At 46.4% G+C, this 21,150-nt stretch carries 24 protein-coding genes and 1 tRNA gene; 9 read left to right on the forward strand and 16 right to left on the reverse strand.

Going from position 1 to position 21,150, the window contains the following annotated elements; translation table 11 throughout:
* Nucleotides 1-3 precede the first annotated feature (3 nt).
* The 5 genes from ACODJP_RS08055 to tpx form a co-directional block, all read right to left on the reverse strand.
* Complete coding sequence (locus tag ACODJP_RS08055) at nt 4-651, reverse strand: LptA/OstA family protein (RefSeq protein ID WP_422480319.1); 648 nt, start codon at nt 649-651, stop codon at nt 4-6.
* A complete protein-coding gene (gene lptC / locus ACODJP_RS08060; protein WP_422480321.1) occupies nt 644-1,204 on the reverse strand; it encodes an LPS export ABC transporter periplasmic protein LptC in 561 nt (186 codons plus the stop codon). Before lptC ends, ACODJP_RS08055 begins: the two co-directional genes overlap by 8 nt.
* A 17-nt stretch (nt 1,205-1,221) precedes the next feature.
* On the reverse strand, nt 1,222-1,635 hold the full coding sequence (locus ACODJP_RS08065; protein WP_422480323.1) for a SoxR reducing system RseC family protein: 414 nt from the start codon (nt 1,633-1,635) through the stop codon (nt 1,222-1,224).
* A gap of 21 nt (nt 1,636-1,656) precedes the next feature.
* Nucleotides 1,657-2,469: a TIGR00282 family metallophosphoesterase gene (locus tag ACODJP_RS08070; protein WP_422480325.1), complete on the reverse strand. Its 813-nt coding sequence runs from the start codon at nt 2,467-2,469 to the stop codon at nt 1,657-1,659.
* A 139-nt stretch (nt 2,470-2,608) separates the two neighbouring features.
* Complete coding sequence (tpx, locus tag ACODJP_RS08075; RefSeq protein WP_422480327.1) at nt 2,609-3,097, reverse strand: thiol peroxidase; 489 nt, start codon at nt 3,095-3,097, stop codon at nt 2,609-2,611.
* Between the two features lie 116 nt (nt 3,098-3,213).
* On the opposite strand from tpx, the gene ACODJP_RS08080 reads away from it, so the two are divergent.
* Both ACODJP_RS08080 and ACODJP_RS08085 read left to right on the forward strand, forming a co-directional pair.
* Nucleotides 3,214-3,297: transfer RNA gene (locus ACODJP_RS08080), tRNA-Leu, on the forward strand.
* A gap of 153 nt (nt 3,298-3,450) precedes the next feature.
* Entirely contained in the window at nt 3,451-4,071 is a 621-nt protein-coding gene (locus tag ACODJP_RS08085) for a superoxide dismutase (protein WP_422480329.1), read from the forward strand.
* 49 nt (nt 4,072-4,120) lie between these two features.
* Here ACODJP_RS08085 and ACODJP_RS08090 read toward each other — a convergent pair whose 3' ends face one another.
* Nucleotides 4,121-5,164 (reverse strand): PTS transporter subunit IIC, encoded by a 1,044-nt coding sequence (locus tag ACODJP_RS08090; protein ID WP_422480331.1) that lies wholly within the window; start codon nt 5,162-5,164, stop codon nt 4,121-4,123.
* A 255-nt stretch (nt 5,165-5,419) separates the two neighbouring features.
* Here ACODJP_RS08090 and ACODJP_RS08095 point away from each other — a divergent pair, with 255 nt between their 5' ends.
* The 4 genes from ACODJP_RS08095 to ACODJP_RS08110 all read left to right on the forward strand — a co-directional run bounded on the left by ACODJP_RS08095 (nt 5,420) and on the right by ACODJP_RS08110 (nt 8,519).
* Nucleotides 5,420-6,367 (forward strand): NAD-dependent epimerase/dehydratase family protein, encoded by a 948-nt coding sequence (locus tag ACODJP_RS08095; RefSeq protein ID WP_422480333.1) that lies wholly within the window; start codon nt 5,420-5,422, stop codon nt 6,365-6,367.
* Nucleotides 6,364-6,810, forward strand: a complete 447-nt coding sequence (locus ACODJP_RS08100; RefSeq protein WP_422480335.1) for a VOC family protein — start codon at nt 6,364-6,366, stop codon at nt 6,808-6,810. The genes ACODJP_RS08095 and ACODJP_RS08100 overlap by 4 nt, the downstream gene beginning before the upstream one ends.
* Before the next feature lie 38 nt (nt 6,811-6,848).
* On the forward strand, nt 6,849-7,613 hold the full coding sequence (locus tag ACODJP_RS08105; protein ID WP_422480337.1) for an SDR family NAD(P)-dependent oxidoreductase: 765 nt from the start codon (nt 6,849-6,851) through the stop codon (nt 7,611-7,613).
* Between the two features lie 78 nt (nt 7,614-7,691).
* Complete coding sequence (locus ACODJP_RS08110) at nt 7,692-8,519, forward strand: aldo/keto reductase (protein WP_422480339.1); 828 nt, start codon at nt 7,692-7,694, stop codon at nt 8,517-8,519.
* Between the two features lie 68 nt (nt 8,520-8,587).
* Here ACODJP_RS08110 and ACODJP_RS08115 read toward each other — a convergent pair whose 3' ends face one another.
* From ACODJP_RS08115 to ACODJP_RS08125, 3 genes are read right to left on the reverse strand one after another with little or no spacing between them, the layout of a single operon-like run.
* Nucleotides 8,588-8,836 (reverse strand): hypothetical protein, encoded by a 249-nt coding sequence (locus ACODJP_RS08115; RefSeq protein WP_422480341.1) that lies wholly within the window; start codon nt 8,834-8,836, stop codon nt 8,588-8,590.
* A gap of 1 nt (nt 8,837) precedes the next feature.
* Entirely contained in the window at nt 8,838-9,824 is a 987-nt protein-coding gene (locus tag ACODJP_RS08120) for a polyprenyl synthetase family protein (RefSeq protein ID WP_422480343.1), read from the reverse strand.
* A gap of 2 nt (nt 9,825-9,826) precedes the next feature.
* Nucleotides 9,827-11,842 (reverse strand): FAD-dependent oxidoreductase, encoded by a 2,016-nt coding sequence (locus ACODJP_RS08125; protein ID WP_422480345.1) that lies wholly within the window; start codon nt 11,840-11,842, stop codon nt 9,827-9,829.
* 129 nt (nt 11,843-11,971) lie between these two features.
* On the opposite strand from ACODJP_RS08125, the gene ACODJP_RS08130 reads away from it, so the two are divergent.
* A complete protein-coding gene (locus ACODJP_RS08130; protein WP_422480347.1) occupies nt 11,972-13,036 on the forward strand; it encodes an FAD:protein FMN transferase in 1,065 nt (354 codons plus the stop codon).
* On the opposite strand, the gene ACODJP_RS08135 is transcribed toward ACODJP_RS08130, so the two are convergent.
* From ACODJP_RS08135 to ACODJP_RS08145, 3 genes are read right to left on the reverse strand one after another with little or no spacing between them, the layout of a single operon-like run.
* On the reverse strand, nt 13,033-13,638 hold the full coding sequence (locus ACODJP_RS08135; RefSeq protein WP_422480349.1) for a hypothetical protein: 606 nt from the start codon (nt 13,636-13,638) through the stop codon (nt 13,033-13,035). The genes ACODJP_RS08130 and ACODJP_RS08135 overlap by 4 nt on opposite strands.
* A complete protein-coding gene (locus tag ACODJP_RS08140; protein ID WP_422480351.1) occupies nt 13,635-14,174 on the reverse strand; it encodes a Gx transporter family protein in 540 nt (179 codons plus the stop codon). The genes ACODJP_RS08135 and ACODJP_RS08140 overlap by 4 nt, the downstream gene beginning before the upstream one ends.
* On the reverse strand, nt 14,158-14,535 hold the full coding sequence (locus tag ACODJP_RS08145) for a NusG domain II-containing protein (RefSeq protein WP_422480353.1): 378 nt from the start codon (nt 14,533-14,535) through the stop codon (nt 14,158-14,160). Before ACODJP_RS08145 ends, ACODJP_RS08140 begins: the two co-directional genes overlap by 17 nt.
* 171 nt (nt 14,536-14,706) lie before the next feature.
* Between ACODJP_RS08145 and ACODJP_RS08150 the strand changes: the two genes are divergently transcribed.
* Together ACODJP_RS08150 and ACODJP_RS08155 are read left to right on the forward strand one after the other, a co-directional pair.
* Entirely contained in the window at nt 14,707-15,504 is a 798-nt protein-coding gene (locus tag ACODJP_RS08150; protein WP_422480355.1) for a hypothetical protein, read from the forward strand.
* Between the two features lie 150 nt (nt 15,505-15,654).
* Nucleotides 15,655-16,974 carry a hypothetical protein gene (locus ACODJP_RS08155; protein WP_422480357.1) on the forward strand — a complete coding sequence of 440 codons (1,320 nt, stop codon included), beginning with the start codon at nt 15,655-15,657 and terminating at the stop codon, nt 16,972-16,974.
* An 88-nt stretch (nt 16,975-17,062) separates the two neighbouring features.
* Here ACODJP_RS08155 and ACODJP_RS08160 read toward each other — a convergent pair whose 3' ends face one another.
* The 4 genes from ACODJP_RS08160 to ACODJP_RS08175 form a co-directional block, all read right to left on the reverse strand.
* Nucleotides 17,063-17,761 carry a DNA alkylation repair protein gene (locus ACODJP_RS08160; RefSeq protein ID WP_422480359.1) on the reverse strand — a complete coding sequence of 233 codons (699 nt, stop codon included), beginning with the start codon at nt 17,759-17,761 and terminating at the stop codon, nt 17,063-17,065.
* A 4-nt stretch (nt 17,762-17,765) separates the two neighbouring features.
* Nucleotides 17,766-18,698: a cysteine synthase A gene (cysK, locus tag ACODJP_RS08165; protein ID WP_422480361.1), complete on the reverse strand. Its 933-nt coding sequence runs from the start codon at nt 18,696-18,698 to the stop codon at nt 17,766-17,768.
* Between the two features lie 151 nt (nt 18,699-18,849).
* Complete coding sequence (locus tag ACODJP_RS08170; protein ID WP_422480363.1) at nt 18,850-19,935, reverse strand: FKBP-type peptidyl-prolyl cis-trans isomerase N-terminal domain-containing protein; 1,086 nt, start codon at nt 19,933-19,935, stop codon at nt 18,850-18,852.
* A gap of 125 nt (nt 19,936-20,060) precedes the next feature.
* A complete protein-coding gene (locus tag ACODJP_RS08175) occupies nt 20,061-21,080 on the reverse strand; it encodes a DNA/RNA non-specific endonuclease (protein WP_422480365.1) in 1,020 nt (339 codons plus the stop codon).
* Nucleotides 21,081-21,150 lie beyond the last annotated feature (70 nt).

Here is a 21,150-nt window from a genome sequence, read left to right on the forward strand (position 1 = left end):
ACTTCAACCATTGACTGTCCCTTTTATGGTTCCTTCCATGACAATTTCGTCTGTTTGTAGATTAATGGTTGTTACAGATGAACGATAGCTATCGTTTTTCCAGGTTACTTCAGAATTTCCGATCAAGGCCAGTAGCATAGCATTACGGTCATATTCTATGCTGTCTGCGCGACAAACCATGGGACCGGAATCGGTGTGTCGCAAAAGCTTCGCTGCAATTTGCAGTTTCATCAATCCTTTGGTCCGGTTGTATGAAAGATAGGCTCCCGAAGCCACAACTTCGTTTTCCAAGTCTTGGATTTCCACCCATCCATCGACCAGCAATTGTTCTGTCTCCCGGTCAAAAGATATTTCATTACAGTTGATTATGATATTGTTATCTGTATCAGTAATTCGTACTGATCCCTCTCCAACAATATAGCGAGCTTGAGGACCAATCAATTCTATCCTTTGTGCTTCGAATTGGATGCTACCTACAGATACGACGGCACCTTGGCTAAGAAGGATCGATTCTCGTCCCTCTCGCATGACAGCTCTTGTGTACCCTCCTCGAAAGGAGATGGGCGTCGCGCCAGACAGAGATCCTACCATGGTAAAAAGGAGTAGAAGGATAACGGGTATGCACCTTTTGTAGTGTGTGTGACTATTCATAGCTGATGCTTCCCTCCTCTACGTGGTCAAACTCGAATATTGCTGATGCGAAGTCTCCGCTAAATCCGGTTCCACGCAGTATATCATGTTCTTTCATTGTTATGGTGACCATTGCATCGGATGTGCCGTAGGCTTTTTTATTTTGGTTGTCCCATTGCAAGGCTTCCGCCTCGATAGTGAAATCGTCGGTATGGTTGCGGAGTAAGACCCCTTTTTCCATCGAGATGTTATTGTTGGAGGTGTCTACTTCAGCAGCACCAAAAGAGCCAGAGAATACCAGCATATCGGAATTATCGAATTGGTTAAAAACGGCCTCAGTGATATAAGCTTTTTCCGCATCCTGGTAGACTTCTATAAGTTCAGCATCGATTCTGATCGGTTCCATTCCGTCCACACCCAGCAGATAGCGGGTCTCTTCCAAACGCATGTCGGGAAACTCTGCGGGACGGCCACTACCTAGTTCCTCCTCAGGCGCAAAGGAACACGAAAGGAGGAGTATGAGTATTGCTCCTACCAAGAGAGTGGACCTTGTACGTTGTGCCAGTTTCGCCATACGATGCTTCCTCTGGGCTAATTCTCTTCAATGATCCTCGTGACTTCAGGAGTATATTCGCCCGATTTTGCTTTGGAGAATAACCTGCTGATGAAAAATCCTAAACCGATTCCCGCTATCCCTCCAATAATCCGTACTCCTTCACCCACTTCTGCATTGAAGAGCGATGGTAGGTAGTAACCGACAGGGAACAAGAGTATGGGGACCAAAAGTGCGATGAAACCGGCTGTCACCGTCTTCCCGGGAGGAAGGTAGATCTCTACGGTATCCCCAATCGAAAGATTTCTATCTGTGCCGTTATGGGCATTGAAGGTCTTTCCTTTGGTAGCGCAAAAGGTTCCGGCCTTGCAATTCGCACAGGTATCTGTCTCACATGAGACGGTGATGATATTATTATTCTTTATCGCAACAACTGATGCGTGTTCATACATATATAGCTCCTTCACGCCTTTTTAGGAGGCGCCTTTATCCTCAATAATTTTCACTTGCTCTTTTACGAGCTCGATATTGGTTGCTTTTCCGGATTCATTTATATCAACTATAACACCTTGGAGTTCGATTTTGCCCCAGTTTTCCTGTGAGCGGGAAGGTATTTGTGTCAGGAACCTTTCAATTTCGGTCGAGGCGTCGAACCCTCCCACTCCTGTGGGACTTCCACAGCGACCGTTGTCGGTGATCATTGCTGTTCCATGGGGTAGGATTCGGGCATCTGATGTTAAAACTTTGGTGTGTGTGCCTATCATTGCGGAGGCTCTTCCATCGACATGGTGGGCCATCGTCTGTTTTTCCGCAGTCGTGGATGCATGGAATTGGATGCAGATGGCATCAGTTTCCGATTTCATTCTTTCCAGCAGGGCATTTGCACCAAGATAGGGATTCCCAAGATGCGTTCGAGGAAAATCAGAATTTCCTAAAAGGACGATAAATCCAACTTTCTTGCCCTTAATCTCTACTATCCTATAGCCTCTACCGGGATTACCAGCAGGATAATTGGCCGGACGAATAATCCTGCCGTTTTTAGCGATATGTTCTACCATATCTTTCTTGAAGTAGGTCTTTTCACCTGTTGTGATCAAATCCACACCAATTTTCAATAATTGGAGGGCATGGTTCTTTCCGATGCCAAACCCATTGGTCGTTCCTTCGCCATTAGCTACGACAAAGTCGATTTCCTTCTCTTTTTTCAATATTTTTAATCCATCGCGAATTGCGTGGATTCCTGGACGGCCAACTATTTCTCCAAGAAACAGGATACGAATATTCATAACTATACTGTAGAGTTCTTTCAAACCTTTTTCAAGTTTCCCTCGTCCCTCTGTAGCCCTTCCTGGGACTTAAGGAAAAAAATACCCCGGACCGAGGGAAGATGTGGTCCGGGGTGAAAAACGATATAACGAGAGAGATTTAGGCTCGCACTGCTGCCAGTGCCGCTTCATAATTCGGGTGATCGGTTACCTCTGGTACATACTCGACATATTTTACGGTATTATTTTCGTCCAAGAGAAAAATCGATCTTGCGATCAAGCCAACATTTGGCAGATATGCTCCGAATGTGTGGGCGAAATCGCGGTCTTTGTAGTCACTGACAGTGATCACATGGTCAACTCCAGCAGCACCACACCATCGAGCTTGCGCGAACGGAAGATCCATGGAGATGGTGATTACCGTTACATCATCTAGGCTCGTAGCTTCTTTATTAAATCTACGGACCTCTGCATCGCACACCGAAGTGTCCAAAGATGGTACGGCAACGATGAGTTTCTTTCCTTTCACTTCACTCAGTCTGAAAGTTCCCAGGTCATTTTTCACTGCTTTAAAGTCGGCTATGGTATCTCCGACATGTATTTCTGTTCCAGCCAGTTCTACTGGTGTGCCTCCGAATGTAACTTTCATAAAAATACCTTCCTTCATATCAGGTGATATGCCTTGAACATAATCATGTGCGGATGAATCGGCAACAAGCGATACGTTGACAAAATCTGCTTGTGTAAGATATAGTCTCGAAGTGCGCCCAGATGGCGGAATTGGTAGACGCGCTAGGTTCAGGTCCTAGTGGTGGCAACACTGTGCAAGTTCGAGTCTTGTTCTGGGCAAATCCAAACATATATTTCAATGAGAGAGATAACCGGTAATTCCATAGATTTGGGAGTACTGGCTTCTTTCCATTATATTTTTATTTGACTAATGGAAAATTCCTTTGTATCTTACCTTTTACCTAACAAACTACGATACACAGGAGGTATTACATGTTTAAACAGGTAGAACTTTCCTATGGTTTCGATGCATTGGAACCACACATTGACGAGCTTACCATGGTGACACACTATACAAAGCACCATGCGGGATATACCAAGAATCTCAATGCAGCCATTGAGAAGGATGCAAGTCTGCAGGATAAGTCAATAGAGGACATCCTCAGGAATATTGGTTCTGTCAGCGATGACAAGTTGCGCACTGCAGTAAGGAACAATGGAGGTGGTTATCTAAACCATAACCTCTATTTCTCCATTCTCAGTCCGAAAGCAAAGCTTGCACCGGAAGGAGAACTTGCCCAGCGGATTAATGCCGACTTTGGAAGTCTGGAATCTCTGAAAGAGGAACTGCAATCCCAGGCGGCTGGAAGGTTCGGTTCTGGCTGGGCTTTCCTATTGGCTAAAACCGATGGTTCGTTGCAGGTGGTGAACACGCCAAATCAGGATTCCCCGTTGATGGATCCCAATGGCGGAATCCCCATCCTTGGAATTGATGTTTGGGAGCATGCTTACTACTTGAAATATAAGAATTTGCGGGCAGACTATCTGAAAGCTATATGGAACGTGCTTGACTGGTCCAAGGTTGAGGAAAACTACAAGAAAGCCACTATATAAATAGCAAAGGTCATGTTTAGCCCTCCTACATCAGGAGGGCTGAATTCTCTCAACGGGTTGTGAGCAACATATCGCCATCTTTGATCCACCCCTTGCGCCGCATGAATATGCTGATGAGGAGTGAAATGATCGCAGGAAGGAGAAAGTGCATCAAGAGGACTTGAGGCCAAGCCTGAGTTCCCATGACAGCAATAGCGTTGAACTGACCTACGAGACCACTTGTACCCATTCCAGCACCTGCACTATTATTTTCCATCTTGAAAACCATAGTACTGATTGGCCCGAGGATTGCAGCCGTAAGTGTTGGGGGAATCCAGATCAATGGATTTTTCCAGATGTTGGGAATCTGAAGCATGCTGGTTCCAAGACCCTGGCTGAGAAGACCCCCCATTTTATTTTCCTTATACGAACAGACTGCGAATCCTATCATCTGGCAACTACAACCTACGACAGCTGCTCCCGCGGCAAGTCCGTTGATACCGAGACTGATGCATATCGCGGCACTACTGATAGGAAGTGTGAGAACCATGCCCACGACTGTAGAGACGAGGATTCCCATGGGGAGCGGGTAGAGGGTTGTCAACGAGTTGATGAAAGCACCCAGATAGGTCATGAAAGCGGATATCGGAGGAGCTATAAAATGCCCTACCAGCGATCCTCCCAAGATTGTGGCAAGAGGCACGATCATGATATCAACGCCAGTCTTCCCTGCAACTTTTTTGGAGATTTCCGCACCGGCTAATCCTGCCAACATGGCTCCAAAGGGTTCCCCGATAGCCATCCGAACAATAGAAGGTCCCTCGCCTAGGACAAAAGACCCCGCACCTACAGCCCCTGCGACAGCACTACAAATTACTCCGAGTGGAGATGCGTTTACTGCAATAGCGACACCGACTCCGATAGCAGGACCGGTAAGGTATTGGGCGATCAAACCAAAGCGTTCCAATAGAATGAAATTACTGTAGTGACCTATCTGTTTGATGATAAGACCGATGATGAGGGAGGCAAACAACCCCTGAGCCATTCCGCTCAGAACCCGGGTGATATACAATCCCACCTGCTTGCCATGGAGAGAAGCGTTACCTTCAGCCATAGAGAGCTCCTAAATAATTGGATTTGGTGGATGACATATCATGTGCAAAAGCCGTAGCATTGCACAAGGCCTCCGATTGAGCCGACTATACCAATTGATTTGCATTTAGTAAAGACAAGAATCGGGAAGGTCCTCATCAGATGCTCTTATACGTGTAAGATAAGACGATTGTGTGGTAAAATCGAAATTGAAGCATACGTTGATTTCCCAACGAAACGAAGGCTTCCTTGCATACCATTCATTGGAGGTCCAGACATGCATATCGTGGTTTTGGGAGGGACCGGCCATATCGGTTCATTTGCAGTTCCTCGTCTAATACAAGCAGGACATTCTGTTACTGTGGTCTCTCGTGGCAATCGTGATCCTTATTTCACACATGTCGCTTGGAAGAAGGTCAAAAGGCTCTCTATCGATCGGGAACGTGCGGAAACCGAGGGAACCTTCGGAAAACAGATAGCCGATCTCAAAGGTGATGTCATAATAGATCTTATCTGCTTTACACAAGAGAGTGGCGAACAGCTGGTGGAGGAATTGAGGGGTAAAATCACACATTTGCTCATGTGTGGAACTGTATGGATCAATGGAATTAGCCGCACCGTTCCTTTTACCGAAGAGTCTCTACGGGAACCTTTTGGAGATTATGGTATAAACAAAGCAAAGCTTACAAATTACTTATTATATGAAGCAAGAACGAATAACTTTCCCGTTACGGTCTTTCACCCAGGCCACATTGTCGGTCCGGGTTGGATTCCATTGAATCCACAAGGGAATTTCAATATCGAGGTGTGGAAAGCTATCAAGGCAGGTAAACAGCTGCTATTGCCAAACCAGGGAATGGAGACTGTCCACCATGTTCATGCCGATGATGTAGCTTCCGTATGCATCGGTGCTATGGAGAATAGGTCTGTTTCCATTGGTGAGAGTTTCCTTGCCCTCTCATCCGGAGCAGTGACACTCCGTGGGTTTGCCGAAGCTGCATTTCGATGGTTTGGACACGAACCGAATTTGAAGTTTGCCTGCTGGGAAGACTTCAAGAAGAGGGTTTCCGAAGAGGATGCTTGGTTTACGGATGACCATATCAGTCGAAGTCCCTGCGGTTCCATTGAAAAGGCAAAGAGATTGTTACAATATTCTCCAAGGTATACATCATTGCAAGCAGTGTTTGAATCGGTCATGCACCTACAAAGAGAAGGAATAATATGAAATTTTCCCATGTGAATCTCATCGCAAGGGACTGGCGTTCCTTAGCCGATTTCTATATTGACGTCTTCGGTTGTGTAGAAAAGCCCCCAGTAAGGAATTTGACAGGAGCGTGGGTAGATCATCTTACTGGAATACCTGGTGCCCATATCAGAGGAGTACATCTTCTTCTTCCCGGCAATACGGAAGATAGTCCTACTCTGGAGATTTTCGAATATGAAAACAATACTAAAGCCGATGATAGGATGATTAATCGAGAAGGTTTTGGCCATATAGCCTTTGCTGTCGAAGACGTACAGCAAAGCCTTCAGCTTATAGTCTCCCACGGAGGCTCTCTTTTAGGAGAGGTTGTCGATACCCGGATAGAGGGGGCTGGAATGATTTCTGTCGTTTACGCACGAGATCCAGAGGAAAATATCATAGAATTGCAGAAGTGGAGTCAATAAAACCGCAACGAAATAATTTTTGCATGGAGGAATGTATTATGGAACGTTTTGGATCGGGCCTTCAAGGAAAGACCGTTGTAATTACAGGAGCTAGCAAGGGAATCGGCTATGGACTGGCGAAGATCATCGCAAATGAAGGAGCAAGAATCGCTGTCGCTGCTAGAAGTATAGAGGCCTTGGAGTCTTTGGCTTCAGAGATTGCAAAAGATGGCGGCATATGCAAACCGTTCTTATTGGATCTGAGAGACGTAAAATCTATAACATCTTGCTTCGAAAGGATTGTCGAAGAATTTGGTGAAATCGATGTTCTGGTGAATAATGCAGGTATGGGCAATCCAATTCCCGCGGAGAAAATTACTGAAAATGACTGGGATTGGATGATGGATCTTAACTTAAAGGGAACCTTTTTTTGTTGTCAAGCGGCAGCACAGGGGATGCTTAAACGGGGAAAGGGTAGGATTATTAACATGAGTTCGCAAGCATCTGTGGTAGCGATTCCCAATGAGGCTGTCTATTGTGCCTCAAAGGGAGCCGTGAATATGCTGACCAAGACTCTTGCTATCGAGTGGTCGCCTCGTGGTGTAACTGTAAATGCCGTAGGCCCAACTTTTGTGAAGACCCCCGGAACCGCTGAACGCTTGGATGATCCTGAATTTCTTGCCGGCGTATTGGCAAATATTCCAAGAGGTAGGGTTGCTACCATTGAGGATGTTGCTTCTGCAGTCCTTTACCTTGCTTCTGATGCAGCCGATATGGTAACGGGAACTCTCCTTCTGGTAGATGGGGGTTGGACAGCACAGTAATCGTAGGGTTGTATCGGTAGATGGCCGGTCCATGGATTTGTATGTATCTTTAAGATATTCAATCAAGGAGGATAGTTGATGATACAACATGTACAAGACACCATAATGCTCAATAATGGTGTAGCAATGCCAGGCCTAGGCTTGGGAGTATTTAAAGTTGGTGATGGCTCACCAGTGGTAGCAGCCATCAAATCTGCACTTCGAGCAGGCTATAGAGCCATTGATACTGCTGCAGTCTATGGAAATGAAGATGGAGTCGGACAAGCTCTCCGTGAGACCGATATACCAAGAGAAGAAATTTTCGTCACATCGAAAGTGTGGAATGCTGACCAAGGATATGATGCTACCTTGAAAGCCTTCGATGCTTCATTGGAACGTCTTGGTCTCTCGTATCTCGATTTATATCTCATTCACTGGCCTGTCGCAGGAAAGTATGTAGAAACTTGGCGTGCGCTTACCGACCTCTACAAAGAGGGTCGAGTCCGTGCAATCGGTGTAAGTAATTTCCATGTACATCACCTGAAGGATATCTTGGATGCAAGTGATGTAATTCCAGCAGTGAACCAGGTCGAATGTCATCCTTTATTGAACCAGAAGGAGATCAGGGACTTTTGCCAAATGAATAATATTGTCTTGGAGGCTTGGAGTCCTTTAATGAAGGGAAATCTGAATCTACCGGTCCTAGAAGAGTTAGCGAAGACATATCAAAAAACACCTGCACAGATTGTACTCCGTTGGCATCTACAACATGGTGTGGTCATTATTCCCAAGTCGGTGCATGATCATCGGATAAAGGAAAATGCACAAATCTTTGATTTTTCCCTCTCAAGTGCTGATATGGATGCGATCGATGCATTGAATGAAGGAAAGAGGTTCGGACCAGATCCCGATAATTTTGATTTCTAGGATAATTTGATCCGAAGTATTACACCATAGGTGATGGGAGCGAGCATGTTGTTTTCTTCCATCACCTATTATTTTTTGTCAGTATTATGTTCGTCTCGCCATCGTTTGAGAAATATCTGGTATGCATAGACATGTCCTTGGATCTCTGCATTTTTAATCTCGCCTCTGCCGACCCAATCTTGGCCTTGATACACGAGTAGGTGTTCCAATTCCATTTTTATGTCGTCAATTGAGAAGTTCTTCTGCTTTGATCGAAATTCGAGATGTTTCAACATCAATTCATATTCTGTGTCGAGTGTATGCTGTTCAATAGACATGTCAATTCCTGCGAGTCGATAATTTGCTAAACAATCCTTTCAAGATTGTGGAGACCTGCTCATTCCCAAGCGAATCGATATCATGGAAAGCCCTTTCTGCATACGTATGGGAAAGCTTTTTGGCGGCTTCTAGTCCCCCGAGGGAAATTACCAGATCAACAGCTTTGCCGGCTTCGCGTTTTGAAAGCTTCTGCTTAGCCATGAGTTGGTGCAAGACTTGTTCAGTCTTGGGTTTTACCTTCTCTATTTCCATTGCTTCGATCAGAGGGAGGGTTGGAATCCCGCAAAGAAGATCCTTTCCGGGATCCTTTCCCAACTTTTTGCCATCTCCATCGTAATCCAAAATGTCATCTTGGATTTGGAATGCCATTCCCATCAAATACCCGATTCTATGCATCGTATATTGCAAATTTCGTGGAGCCTCAGCTACTGCAGCGCCAGCATAGGCGCTTAAAGCGAAGAGGGATGCAGTCTTTCCGGCAATTCTCCTGATATAGGTGGAGACCGAAATGGCATAGTCGCTTTGACCGGCATCTTGGTCTAGTTCGCTCTCACAGAGACGACAGAATGCATTTGAAACGGCTGCCGCTTCAAGATCACCCTCTTTTCCTCCAACCAATGCCATTGCTCTGGATAGAAGGTAGTCCCCAGCGAGGACTGCCTGTTTTGCTCCGGATTGGGCATAGATGGTAGGTATTCCGCGCCTTGTTTTGGCTTCATCTATAATATCGTCATGTACCAGAGAGGCCATATGGACCATCTCCAGCACACTAGCGATGCGTAAGACTTCTTCTTTCCTCTCGGATTTCCCCAGACGACTTCCAATGAGAACAAGAGCTGGACGCAACATCTTGCCGCTGGTTTTCACCTGGGCGGCAAGCAATTGACGTATAAAACTATGGGAACGATCCACAGCGTCCTGAATCAACGAACCGACCGACTCCAGCTCAGTAGCAATTTCGGGTTCGTTTTTCCAAAATTCATTCATGGTTATAGAGTTGCATCCTTCTGCTTTTGAAGACGTCTTTCCATTTGCTTTCTGGTAAACTCAGGTTCATCCATGAAGAAGTAGAGTTTCTTGGCAATTGGGGTCTTGTTCCAAATTTTCTTAAGATATGGCATCACCCAGTAATCGAGTCCGAAGGCACGACCGGCTCCACCCAACATTACAATCGATACAGCCATGTACCACAGGATCTCTTTTCCAGCGAGAGCTCCAATAAGGAACATGATCGACAGTCCGATTGAAACAATTGCGGCAGGGAAGGTAAATAGACCACCAATGAATGCCAATCCGATACCGACTTCAGCTAGGACTATCACAACTTGGAATAAATAGGGTGCCAATGCCACGAAGGTCTCGTTGATCCATGTATAGATGCCCAAAGGCTCTTTCAACAATGGTGGAGCGAATTGTTTGACGGCTTCTCCTGTGGCTTCTACAGCAGCAGTACTTGCGCTACCCACAGCTTCTGCAGCGGGTTCTGCCCAAGTGCTAGCCGAACTGACAGCTTGTGCAGCTGGCTCTGCAACCGCGCCTGAAGCGGCAGCTGTAGCCACAGCTCCGGAGGCGGCAGATACCGCGTCACCTTCTGCTCCCGGAATTGGTCCCCAATAGACTTTTCTCCCTGTTGTGTCGGTCAGCCAACCTTCGGTAATCTTGTTTACACCCTCGATAAGCCACATAACACCCAGATACATACGCAAGAATACAATCCAATAGGGCGGTACGCGATATGATGCCATTCCACCGATAAGGGATCTTCGATGTTTCATATTGAGGATTTCGTGCTTGAAATAGGTCCATGCACCATTTACTCCACAAACGCCGAATTGGTAATACATGTTCACCAAGTGTTTGATGGCTTGGGCGAAGAATCCAGACATGGACATTCCCATATTGAATGATACGGCGTAACGTCCACCAATCGATACCATGAATCCATGGAAAGCCGACTTGAATGGTTCGACCTCTTTTGTCTTGAGGCCAAGGTCCTTACGGATATTATGGATTACCCCATCAGCTGCTGTCGCTGCAGTCTGTTCAGCGGCTTCTACAATCTGTGGTACGGGCTTACCATCTTCCATGAACCAGATACCATCTCCTGCCAGATAGACGTTGTCGTGGTCAGGGCTACGCATGAATTCGTCAACCTTCTTTCGCTGGACTTTCCCATCTGTGAGGGGTAGGTTATGGCAGAATGTTGTACCGCGAACTCCACAGGTCCATACCAAAGTCTTGGTGTTGATTCGTGTCCCATCTTTAGTTTCGAAGCCATTCTCATCAACATTGACGATAAGACTGTGAGTTTTGATCTCAACACCCTTCTTTTCCATGTACGCGATTGCTTTGTTCTTCGGTTTGTCGGGAAGCATGTTTAGGATACTTCCGAGTGCCTCGGCATTGATCAGACGAACCTCGTCATAGTCGACTCCATACTCTTTACAGAGGATGGGGAGCCATTCGATCAATTCTCCTACCAGCTCTACACCAGTGAATCCACCACCAGCTACAACGAAGGTAAGCATCTCCTTACGTTTGGATTCGTCCTTCTCGTAAGAGGCTTTCATCACGATATCGATAATATGGCGCTTAATGCGAAGAGCATCTTCCAAGCTCCAAAGATAGAATGCGTGTTCCTTGACTCCGGGGATATTGAAGTCCGTTGCTTCGGCTCCAGTCGCAATGATCAACTGGTCATATGGATAGGATGCTGCGATACCTTCGAGGACCTGTTTGTCAAAATCGATATGCTTGATCTCATCACGTACTACGTTCACCATCTTGCCAGCGAAAATCCTATCAAAAGAGATCTTGACCGAACTTTCGTCTACACGGTTACCGGCAACTTCATGCAACTCGGTCATAAGTATATGATGTCTGTGACGATCTATCAGAGTTACCTCTACCTGGTCCTTCATTCTCTTGAAGGCTTTGTGCAGTCTTTTGGCGGCATGGACGCCCGCATAGCCTCCGCCAAGAACCACAATTCGCTTCTTATCCATGTGTTCTCTCCTTATCGCTTGGTTCTAAAACCATATTGATTCCCGATTTTCAGGTCTGGGCATGATTGTCCAGCCGTGACAGGTTGTTGTTTTTCGCATAATGCGATATATCACTTGTATAGTAGTATCATGAAACAGAGTATAAATGCAATTCAGTTCTTTTTTATCGGAATACTTTTTTTAGTATTCTCAACAATGTCGTGTGCAAGGTCGGAAAGTCCTTCCACAATCGAGCCCCAGTCCCAGTCTGAACTCATGTTGGGAACGGCATGTCGTATTACCATATATGACAAGCCGACGGAGGAGGCTTTCAGTGAAGCTTTTGCACGTATCGCCGATATTGAAGCAAGGATGAGTCTCCATCTCGAAACCAGTGAAATCGCTGAGGTAAATGCCTCTGCGGGAATCGGACCGGTCAAAGTTTCCGACGACACCTTCAGGGTCGTTGAGAAAGCGATTGAGGCTGCCAGGTTTAGTGAAGGAGCCTTCGATCCTACTGTCGGTCCATTGGTCACAGCGTGGGATATTGGGGGCGATAATCCCCGTAGGCCTCCACAAACAGAGATAGATAGCCTTCTTCCGCTCATCGGTTATGATCGGGTCATTCTTGATTCGGAGCATCTTACAATCGAGTTGCTAGATAAAGGTATGATGCTCGACTTGGGTGGTATCGCGAAGGGTTACGCGGCGGACGAGGTCGCAAAGATACTCGCTATGCACGACATCAAGAAAGCGATTATCAACCTAGGAGGTAACGTACTTACCGTAGGTACGAGAATCGATGGTACACCATGGAGAATCGGGATCCAGAACCCTGAAGCCGAGCGTGGCGGGCATGTCATGATTGTTGGCTTGGATGATCAGGCTTTGGTTACCAGTGGGCCCTATGAACGCTTTCTGGAGCTTGACGGTATCGTTTACCACCACATACTCGATACCGAGTCAGGGTACCCTGTGAAGACCGATATCACCAGTGCCAGTATCATTACCGATGAATCGTTTCTTGCCGACGCTCTCTCCACTGCTGTCTATTCTTTAGGTTTGGAAAAGGGGTTGGATCTGATAGAATCGCTCGACGGTGTTGAGGCTGTGTTTATCGATAAGGATCGGGAACTCTATCTATCCAGTGGGTTAGTGGATGGGGATATAACGTACACAATCTCAGATACAGACTTCCAAATAACAAATCTCTAAAGTGTAGGGAGCATTCCCAGCCTTCCCAAACTGAAGAGCGCCCATAGGATCAGGACATGCACGCTATTGATCACCCATTCTCTTGGTGTACCGGGAAGGTCGGAGACATTCCCTGCTCCTGATTGGCTGCCTTCGTCTCCGTTAGATAGGGAGAGCATCAATGTATCGATTGCTCCTATGAAAGGACGTTTTGGAGAAATTGCCTTCCAGCCACTGGTGATCTTATCAAAATAATAGAACTGTAATGAAATTAGACGGCCGAGCGTACCTGGGAATTGAGGTTTTCCGGTGACCATGTAGTGCGATAAATAGAGTAGTGCGATAAGGGTGAATGCTTTTCTCATTCCTAGTATCATAGCTCCCGCAGTTATGGGGAAATCACCTAAGGAAAAGAGGAGCAGTCCGTTTGGTTGGAGAAGGTGTGCGCTCGATACTGAAATGAGCAAAATTATATTGGGTAACAACCTAAATCGTCTTCCATGCATGATCGCTATGATAATCACATAGAGGGCCTGGATCATTACACCAAAAGTATTGTCTTGCAGAAGGATAGCGGGTAGAGCCAACAATCCTGCAGTCAAACGGAGATTGGAAACCTTCATTTCTTGGCCTCCAATGTCCGCTTGTACCATGCGCTATGGTCAACGAAGCGCTGTGCAAAAATCCCCAGAATAATCGATGTTGCCAAACCGACGATTAAAAATGGTGGCGCAATCAGACGTGCGGCATCACCGAAGAGAATAGCACGACTTAACTGGAGCTGTGTGATATTGCTTGCCATAGCTCCCGCCATGCTTATGCCGAGTAGGCTTATCCAATGCTTACCATAACGGAACATTACGAACATGACGAATGCACTCGATATAGTTCCTCCAAGGGAAAAGAGTGCTATATAGCTAAATATCGTGCCGGTGATCAGACCTTGTCCAAGGACTTTAAGCAGTGCAAGGAGGATATACTCACGGTTATTCAAAATCCCTAGGCCAATGAGAAGTGGGAGATTGGCAAGGCCGATACGCATGAATGGAACCGGTTTGGGGATCATATATTCCACCGTTGAAAGGAAAAGGGCAAAGGCTGCAAGAAGGGCTACGAATTCAACCCTCGCATGCGTATGTGTTTCAGAATGCGATATCATCGGTACCTCCCTCCTCTGAAGAATCCAAGGAGCCCTCAACGAGGATAAAAACATTGTTTGGCAGGCAGATGATCCAATCCCCAGGGGATGAGATCCATCCAGCAGCTATACAAACCTTGTTCCGGCAATCACTATCATGGACATGTACCTTGCCATCCCGTATCTCTATGGAGGTTTCGCCAACGGGTCCGGTAAAGGTCGCAAACGTATCTTGTTCGAGTTCGTAGATGAATTCACCATCCTCTGTACGCACATGTACTTCCGGTTTTCCGGTGAAGTCGGAGATTCCTCCAAAGCTGAGGACGATAATCGTAAGAGATAAGAGAAGGATTACACTATCGCCAACCCGTTTGAGTTTCATGCGCGAATCCTATCAGTTTGCCTCTCCCTTGTCAAAGATTCCATTAAAACACTCGATTTTACCTGCAGAGAAATAATTTTTCATAAAAAGATAAAAAGATATTGAATTAAATCGATAAAGTAATATATTATCTATTTAAACTTATATACCACCATAGGGGAGAGTATGAACATGAAAAAAATGACCTTGCTTTTTAGTGTCGCATTAATTGTTATGATTGCGTTTACCGCTGTCGGTTGTGCGAAATCGGAACCCGCCGCCCAGGCTCCTGCCGCAGCTGTCGCTGCACCAGCCGCACCTGTTTCCGACGGTTCCCAGGATTTGAAGATCAGCTATCGTTTGAATGTGGCTGAAGCCGACGTTGAGAACTATTTCTCATTTACAGGAAATATCCGATACATGGCAGTAGACAAAGACCATGCCGATGCAACCACTGGTGCATCTGATCAGGGATCTACCCACCTTTTCAATGCCTACTTGTACGATGTTGAAGGGAAGGCCACACTCTCTTCTGGTCTGAGAGGTCTCTTCCTCTTTGGTGTGACCCCCTACGAGCAGATCTTAACCGATAATCTTAACGCCTATAAGACTAGCGATGGTAAGGTTGTCGTACAGTATGCCCACCGTGGTACAGCCTATAGGATTACCAGCGATTCCAACGGTAAGCTCCAATTCCCCAATGGATCATTCGAGATGAGACCGATCGGTTATATCGCCTCTGGTGCTCCCCAGGTTATCAGCAAGGATTTCTCAGCTGATGGAACTTCTGCTACCATCGATTGGGAGAAGGTATGGGACAGTAGCGTAGCAGGTGGTAAGGTTATTGAAGGAAGCGATAAGAAAACCGGTAACATCATGAAGAATATCGCAGCAGCCGATGCTCAGTACTTCTTCGATGGAACTTTGGATATGGCATTGGAAAATGATGTGCTCACTATCGGTGGTGCATTGACCGCTGTCCATCGTTAATTTCAGCTCATTGAAATGAATAGACCGACCTGCTTTGCGGGTCGGTTTTTCATTCCTCCAGAGGGTCAATTTTTTTTGCCAAGGGTCTTGCGTAAGATCCGATCAACTAATATACTATACTCCGATATCGATATATCAGGAGTGATTGAAATGAGAAAGAGATCTATTCTTCTATTGGTTTTGGCCCTTTCCATGACCGCGTTGTTCATGGTCGGTTGTGCCAAAGAATCAGAGCCTGCATCAGCAGCACCCGCAGCACCAGCTGCCCCAGCACCTGCAGCAGCCGCTCCCGCACCCGCCCCAGCACCCGCAGCTTCGGATGAACCGGAAAGCTATGTCGATGGTATCTACTTTGCCATGGATGAAGAGTTTGGTTCCTCAGGTTGGAAATATGCCGTAACCGTGACTGTACAGGGCGGTAAGATCGCAGATGTAGATTGGAATGGCCTGAATGTTAATGCAGGTGTTTCAAAGAAGGTGTACGACAAAGCTGGAAAGTACAATATGGTCAAGTTCGGTGGAGCACAGGCAGAGTGGTACGAACAGGCAGAACGTGCAGAAGCCTATTTGATCGAGACCCAGGATCCTTCCGCTATCACTTACATTGATGATGCTGGACATACCGATGATATCGCTGGAGTATCTATCCACGTTGTAGAGATGTTCGACCTGGTAGAGAAGGCTCTCGCAGCCGGTCCTGCCGGAATCGGTCCCTACATGGATGGAGCCTACTTCGCCATGGCTGACGAATATCCCTCTTCCGGTTGGAAAGAATATGTTTCGCTCACCGTCCTCAACGGTCGTATTGCAGCTGTCAATTGGAGTGCTGTGAACAAGCAGGGCGACGATAAGAAGCCGTATGACAAAGCTGGTAATTACAACATGGTCAAATTCGGTGGAGCACAGGCGGAATGGTTTGAGCAGGCCAAGGCAGCAGAGGATTACCTGATCGAAGTCCAGGATCCTTCCGATATCACCTACAAGGATGATGAAGGCCACACCGATGATATCGCTGGTGTCTCTATCCACGTAGATGCGTTGTTCAACCTTGCAGCTGAGGCTCTTGAGAACGGCCCCGTTGAACTTGGACCTTATGCAGACGGCGGTTACTATGCTTCTGAAGATGAGTTCTCCTCTTCTGGTTGGAAAGGTTATGTCTCCCTTTTGGTCAAGGACGGTAATATTGTGAATGTTTTCTGGAGTGCCGTAAACGAAGCTGGCGACGACAAGAAGACCTACGATATGGAAGGTAACTACCAGATGGTCGCCCGTGGTGGTGCTATCGATGAATGGCATGTCCAGGCTCAGCGTGTAGAAGACTACTTGCTTGAGACTCAGGATCCCAAGGCAATTACCTATAAGGATGATGAAGGTCACACTGACGACATCGCCGGAGCTACAATCCACGTGAACGATTTCTATACATTGGTCGAAAAGGCTCTTGCCGCAGGACCAAAGAAATTCGAATAGAAACAAGTTTCTAATACTTGTACAACGAGAGGTCTTGGACTAAAAATCCAAGACCTCTTCCATTATGTATGCAGACTTTGGGTTAGGGTTATTTCCTGCTTTGTAGCAAGGCGGTAGTCCTTTTTTTATCTTCGGGGGAGACTCGTTTAGAGTCCCTTATCTTCTGGCCAGCCATACGAAGGGTTTCTATATCCATGGTAGTGGTTCCAAACCACGTTAATACTACTGAAGGTGAGACCGTAAAGGCGGTGGCAATTGCCCAGGCTACAGCCATTCTTATGTAGTAATGGTCTCTTTTAACCTGTTCCAGCAACGCCAAATTATCCTCTATCCAGTTTGGTGTCATAAAGTGGTTCAATATAAGCACGATGGCGAATCGGCAAGCATAGGGACGCTTATCATGTAGATGCCTTCTTATGAAGTCCCGGTAAATTGTCGGATACTTAGCTGTTTCCTTTAGCGTGGATGACAGACTGTCACAAAGTGCCCAGTTGTCGAGGTGGTCGAGCATACGCTCCAATAGTACGAGCCGCTCTTCTTCTTCGATAGTTGCATAGGCAAGTGCCAGGAATCGGACCAATTTCTCTTCGTGGTATTGGTCTTCAGTAGGATCGCCAAGGGTTTGGGGATTCCATCGGTTGGATTTGGCTAGTTCCTTTGCGATAGACCGAATTGAGCCCATACGGACTCCCAAAAGAGGTTTTCCATCAGGTATCAACCGTTGTGTGAATTCGCGGTATTCCGGTTCAGCTAATTGAAGCAGCCGATCAGATAAGGATCTGTCCATGATTTCACTCGTTGAAGAGAGGGGTAGAGAGGTAGCGATCACCGCTATCTGGGAGTACGACGACAATGGTCTTTCCCTGATATTCCGCTTTTTGTGCCAACTTGACGGCGGCGGCAAGGGCAGCTCCAGATGAGATTCCAGCGAAGATTCCTTCACTCTTTGCCAGTTCTCTTCCCATCGTGAATGCATCATCATTCTCAATGGTAATTATCTCATCGTAGATTGCTGTATTGAGCGTATCTGGAATGAAACCTGCACCTATTCCCTGGATCTTATGGGGACCGGGTGTTCCTTTGCTCAACACAGGAGACCCGCTCGGCTCAACTGCAATAATCCGAATGGTCGCCTTTTGCTGTTTGAGATACTTTCCGGCTCCAGAAATGGTGCCACCGGTTCCAACACCAGCAACAAGAACATCAATTGTTCCATCGGTATCTTCCCAAATTTCAACACCCGTAGTTTTTTCATGGACACCCGGATTGGCCATATTCGTAAATTGACTGGGGATGAAAGCTTTTTTAAAAGTTTTAGCAAGTTCCTCAGCTTTTTCCATTGCCCCTCTCATACCTTTGCTTCCTTCAGTCAATACAACCTCTGCCCCATAGGCTTTAAGTAGATTCTGCCTCTCCACACTCATTGTATCGGGCATGGTTAATATGACTTGGTACCCACGTGCCGCTCCCATCATGGCGAGTCCAATGCCCGTGTTTCCGCTCGTCGGTTCTACAATTGTCGACCCCTGAGTGAGCAATCCTTTCGCTTCAGCATCCTCAACCATAGCCTTCGCTACGCGGTCTTTTACGCTACCAGCAGGATTGTATGATTCCAATTTAGCCAAAAGGCGTGCTTTCAGATGGTATCGTTCACTGAAATTCGGCAGTTCAACCAAGGGTGTCTTTCCCACCAGTTGAGTGATGTCCTTATATATCTTTGACATGCATGTTCTCCTTTTATACCATAGTAAACATATATGATAAGTATATTATACTGCTATGGCATGCCAATGGTCAAGGTATGGTTTCTTCTATGTAAAAATAAAACCGCTGCGGATAACCACAGCGGTCAGAACATGCACGAGAGGAGAGACGTTATTCGGTTACGATATCGTGTAGCTCAACATCAAAGATCAGAAGGGTATTAGGAGGAATGGTCTCAGTTCCCATTTCCGTGTAGGCCAAGTCAGGGTGGACATAGAAGCGATAATGACTACCTATGGGCATGAGCTTCACACCCTCCTTAAATCCGGGGATGAGGTTTCCCAAAGTAAATACTGAAGGTGTGCCACGGCTGTAGGAGCTATCTCCGGTTGAACCATCGAGAAAGGTGATCATGTAATCGAGCTCGACGGTGTCTTCATCGGTTGGGTATGCACCGTCACCTTCGCTGACTACCTTATATTGCAGGCCACTATCGGTAGTGAGGACTCCCTCTTCAAGAGCATTGTCTGCAAGGAAAGCCTCAGCATCAGCAAGATTTTGCTCGGCATACTCGGCAACCTGTGCTTCGTAGTCAGCCATTAATTTCTGCTGATATGCGGTGAAAAGGGCATCGATCTCCTCATCGGTATAATCGAGAACCACGTCGTTGAATGCATCCAAGACACCATTATGGAAGTTTTCGATCTTTACTAGGATTCCCTGACTCTGTAGATTGTACTGCACGACATATCCGTATCCATAACTGAACATCTCATAGTAGGAGCTCATTTCTCCGATAGGTTCGATATCATTAGCCTCTAACTCTTCTTGTGTAATCTTGCCATCGATAAAGCTCTGATACTTGGCGAACAACTCATTGATCTGTTGCTCGGTAATGGCTGGATCGACATACTGGAAGAAATCTGTAGAACCCGCTATGAAATTCTCGGGTATTAGATTGATATCCTGGGCAAGGATACCGGATGCCATCAAGTGACCATAAACATAACTGAATTTCTCTTCGATCTGGGGATCATCCGCAGTAATAGCAGGAGCACTGTCGATCACCAAGGTCTCTTCAGTGACCGGCTCTTGTTCTACCGGCTCTGAGACAACGGTGGTTTCACTTTGCTCAACTGGAGTAGTCTCCACAGGTGCTTCGGAAACGGTTTCAGGTGCCTCGCTCTTCGTTGCTGTACAAGAAACTATGACCAAACTGGCAATAAGCAGTAAGGCTATCAATGCTGTTTTCTTCATGAATCGATACTCCTTGGAACATGGTTTTTCAATTTTCAACATTCTCCCAATATCAACCTATATCGCGCGATAGTCAACCGTTACCAACACTTGAGGTGGTGAAGATTGGGTAAAGTCGCGTGGGTTCATAATAAATTGTCGAGGATAGGAATGTCGAATGAGCGGATAAAGGATCGTAGTTCCCTTTTCGTTTGTACCATAATCTTTTCGATCACCGATTTCACCATGGTTACAGTCGTATCCTCACGTTTTGGTATTTCGACAGCAGTGCTGTCCCTTGAATAGGCTTCCCGCTCATCTTTGCTTGCCATGAATTGTTCGAAATTCCATGCATCCACATCATAGGACGATTCCAATCTCTTCTCTTCATCATCAGGTAGCTGTGGAAAGAAATCTATCTCTGTAAGCTCTTCGACATCATCAATGCTTGTTGCAAACCTCTGTAGTCTCCTATCGGATCCTTCGTTGGGGAGAATGAATCCAATAGCTTTTTTCTCTGGCTCTACATAGTCGAGAACTACCTTGTAGTAAGCATTTGGAATCGAAACACCGTTATCTCCAATACTATCGTACGGACCATCGGTCAAGACTGGACCGGTTACCACATATATGGAACCTTCGGTTGCTGCGAAGGTTCTGATGGTTGCCTCCAGATCTGCCCAGATTCCCCGATTGAATGATGGGTCTTGTGGGCTCATGTTACTCATATAGAATGAATCTCCCATAGATTCCTCGCTCCAGGGAAGGTCGGCAGCTGGTACAAGATGGCCACGGTCATAACCCGATCCCCGATAATCGTCCAGTTCTGCTGAACCGCTCTTGATTGATGGGTCGCTACGGAAATTGTCCTTTCGCTCATGAATCCCGTACACTTCATCGCGGGTCAACTCATACGCTACCCAACGTGCCTGCTCATGATCCTCATCGTACATCAGGGCGAAACCGGTGTGGAAAGTAAGCACATCACCTTCTTCCAACAGGGGTATCTCCATGCCGGCGACAGCTCCACTTTGGCCTCCATCACCATAGTATTCTTCAACCGATGGGGTGACCATCCAGAGGACGATGTATGCGATTGCTAGAATTGCAATGAGTATAAGTAGTCGTTTTCTTCTATTCTTGTTACGATTCGATCGTCTAGCCATGCATTCCGCCTTATGTGTGGATTTTGTGTATATGTTAAACAAACCGTTGGAAAGCAATAATGTTACAGGT

Origin of the sequence: Pleomorphochaeta sp. DL1XJH-081, assembly GCF_049310885.1 — a bacterium.
Classification (GTDB): Bacteria; Spirochaetota; Spirochaetia; order Sphaerochaetales; family Sphaerochaetaceae; genus CAYZJV01.

Bases quoted from the DNA above. Each gene is read 5' to 3' on its own strand.
- ACODJP_RS08095 (WP_422480333.1), top strand. From the start codon at position 5,420: ATGCATATCGTGGTTTTGGGAGGGACCGGCCATATCGGTTCATTTGCA.
- ACODJP_RS08085 (WP_422480329.1), top strand. From the start codon at position 3,451: ATGTTTAAACAGGTAGAACTTTCCTATGGTTTCGATGCATTGGAACCA.
- ACODJP_RS08125 (WP_422480345.1), bottom strand. From the start codon at position 11,842: ATGGATAAGAAGCGAATTGTGGTTCTTGGCGGAGGCTATGCGGGCGTC.
- ACODJP_RS08065 (WP_422480323.1), bottom strand. From the start codon at position 1,635: ATGTATGAACACGCATCAGTTGTTGCGATAAAGAATAATAATATCATC.
- ACODJP_RS08140 (WP_422480351.1), bottom strand. From the start codon at position 14,174: ATGATATCGCATTCTGAAACACATACGCATGCGAGGGTTGAATTCGTA.
- ACODJP_RS08130 (WP_422480347.1), top strand. From the start codon at position 11,972: ATGAAACAGAGTATAAATGCAATTCAGTTCTTTTTTATCGGAATACTT.
- ACODJP_RS08145 (WP_422480353.1), bottom strand. From the start codon at position 14,535: ATGAAACTCAAACGGGTTGGCGATAGTGTAATCCTTCTCTTATCTCTT.
- ACODJP_RS08175 (WP_422480365.1), bottom strand. From the start codon at position 21,080: ATGGCTAGACGATCGAATCGTAACAAGAATAGAAGAAAACGACTACTT.
- ACODJP_RS08110 (WP_422480339.1), top strand. From the start codon at position 7,692: ATGATACAACATGTACAAGACACCATAATGCTCAATAATGGTGTAGCA.
- ACODJP_RS08120 (WP_422480343.1), bottom strand. From the start codon at position 9,824: ATGAATGAATTTTGGAAAAACGAACCCGAAATTGCTACTGAGCTGGAG.
- lptC (WP_422480321.1), bottom strand. From the start codon at position 1,204: ATGGCGAAACTGGCACAACGTACAAGGTCCACTCTCTTGGTAGGAGCA.
- ACODJP_RS08135 (WP_422480349.1), bottom strand. From the start codon at position 13,638: ATGAAGGTTTCCAATCTCCGTTTGACTGCAGGATTGTTGGCTCTACCC.
- ACODJP_RS08070 (WP_422480325.1), bottom strand. From the start codon at position 2,469: ATGAATATTCGTATCCTGTTTCTTGGAGAAATAGTTGGCCGTCCAGGA.
- ACODJP_RS08150 (WP_422480355.1), top strand. From the start codon at position 14,707: ATGAAAAAAATGACCTTGCTTTTTAGTGTCGCATTAATTGTTATGATT.
- cysK (WP_422480361.1), bottom strand. From the start codon at position 18,698: ATGTCAAAGATATATAAGGACATCACTCAACTGGTGGGAAAGACACCC.
- ACODJP_RS08155 (WP_422480357.1), top strand. From the start codon at position 15,655: ATGAGAAAGAGATCTATTCTTCTATTGGTTTTGGCCCTTTCCATGACC.
- ACODJP_RS08090 (WP_422480331.1), bottom strand. From the start codon at position 5,164: ATGGCTGAAGGTAACGCTTCTCTCCATGGCAAGCAGGTGGGATTGTAT.
- ACODJP_RS08055 (WP_422480319.1), bottom strand. From the start codon at position 651: ATGAATAGTCACACACACTACAAAAGGTGCATACCCGTTATCCTTCTA.
- tpx (WP_422480327.1), bottom strand. From the start codon at position 3,097: ATGAAAGTTACATTCGGAGGCACACCAGTAGAACTGGCTGGAACAGAA.
- ACODJP_RS08100 (WP_422480335.1), top strand. From the start codon at position 6,364: ATGAAATTTTCCCATGTGAATCTCATCGCAAGGGACTGGCGTTCCTTA.
- ACODJP_RS08170 (WP_422480363.1), bottom strand. From the start codon at position 19,935: ATGAAGAAAACAGCATTGATAGCCTTACTGCTTATTGCCAGTTTGGTC.
- ACODJP_RS08115 (WP_422480341.1), bottom strand. From the start codon at position 8,836: ATGTCTATTGAACAGCATACACTCGACACAGAATATGAATTGATGTTG.
- ACODJP_RS08105 (WP_422480337.1), top strand. From the start codon at position 6,849: ATGGAACGTTTTGGATCGGGCCTTCAAGGAAAGACCGTTGTAATTACA.
- ACODJP_RS08160 (WP_422480359.1), bottom strand. From the start codon at position 17,761: ATGGACAGATCCTTATCTGATCGGCTGCTTCAATTAGCTGAACCGGAA.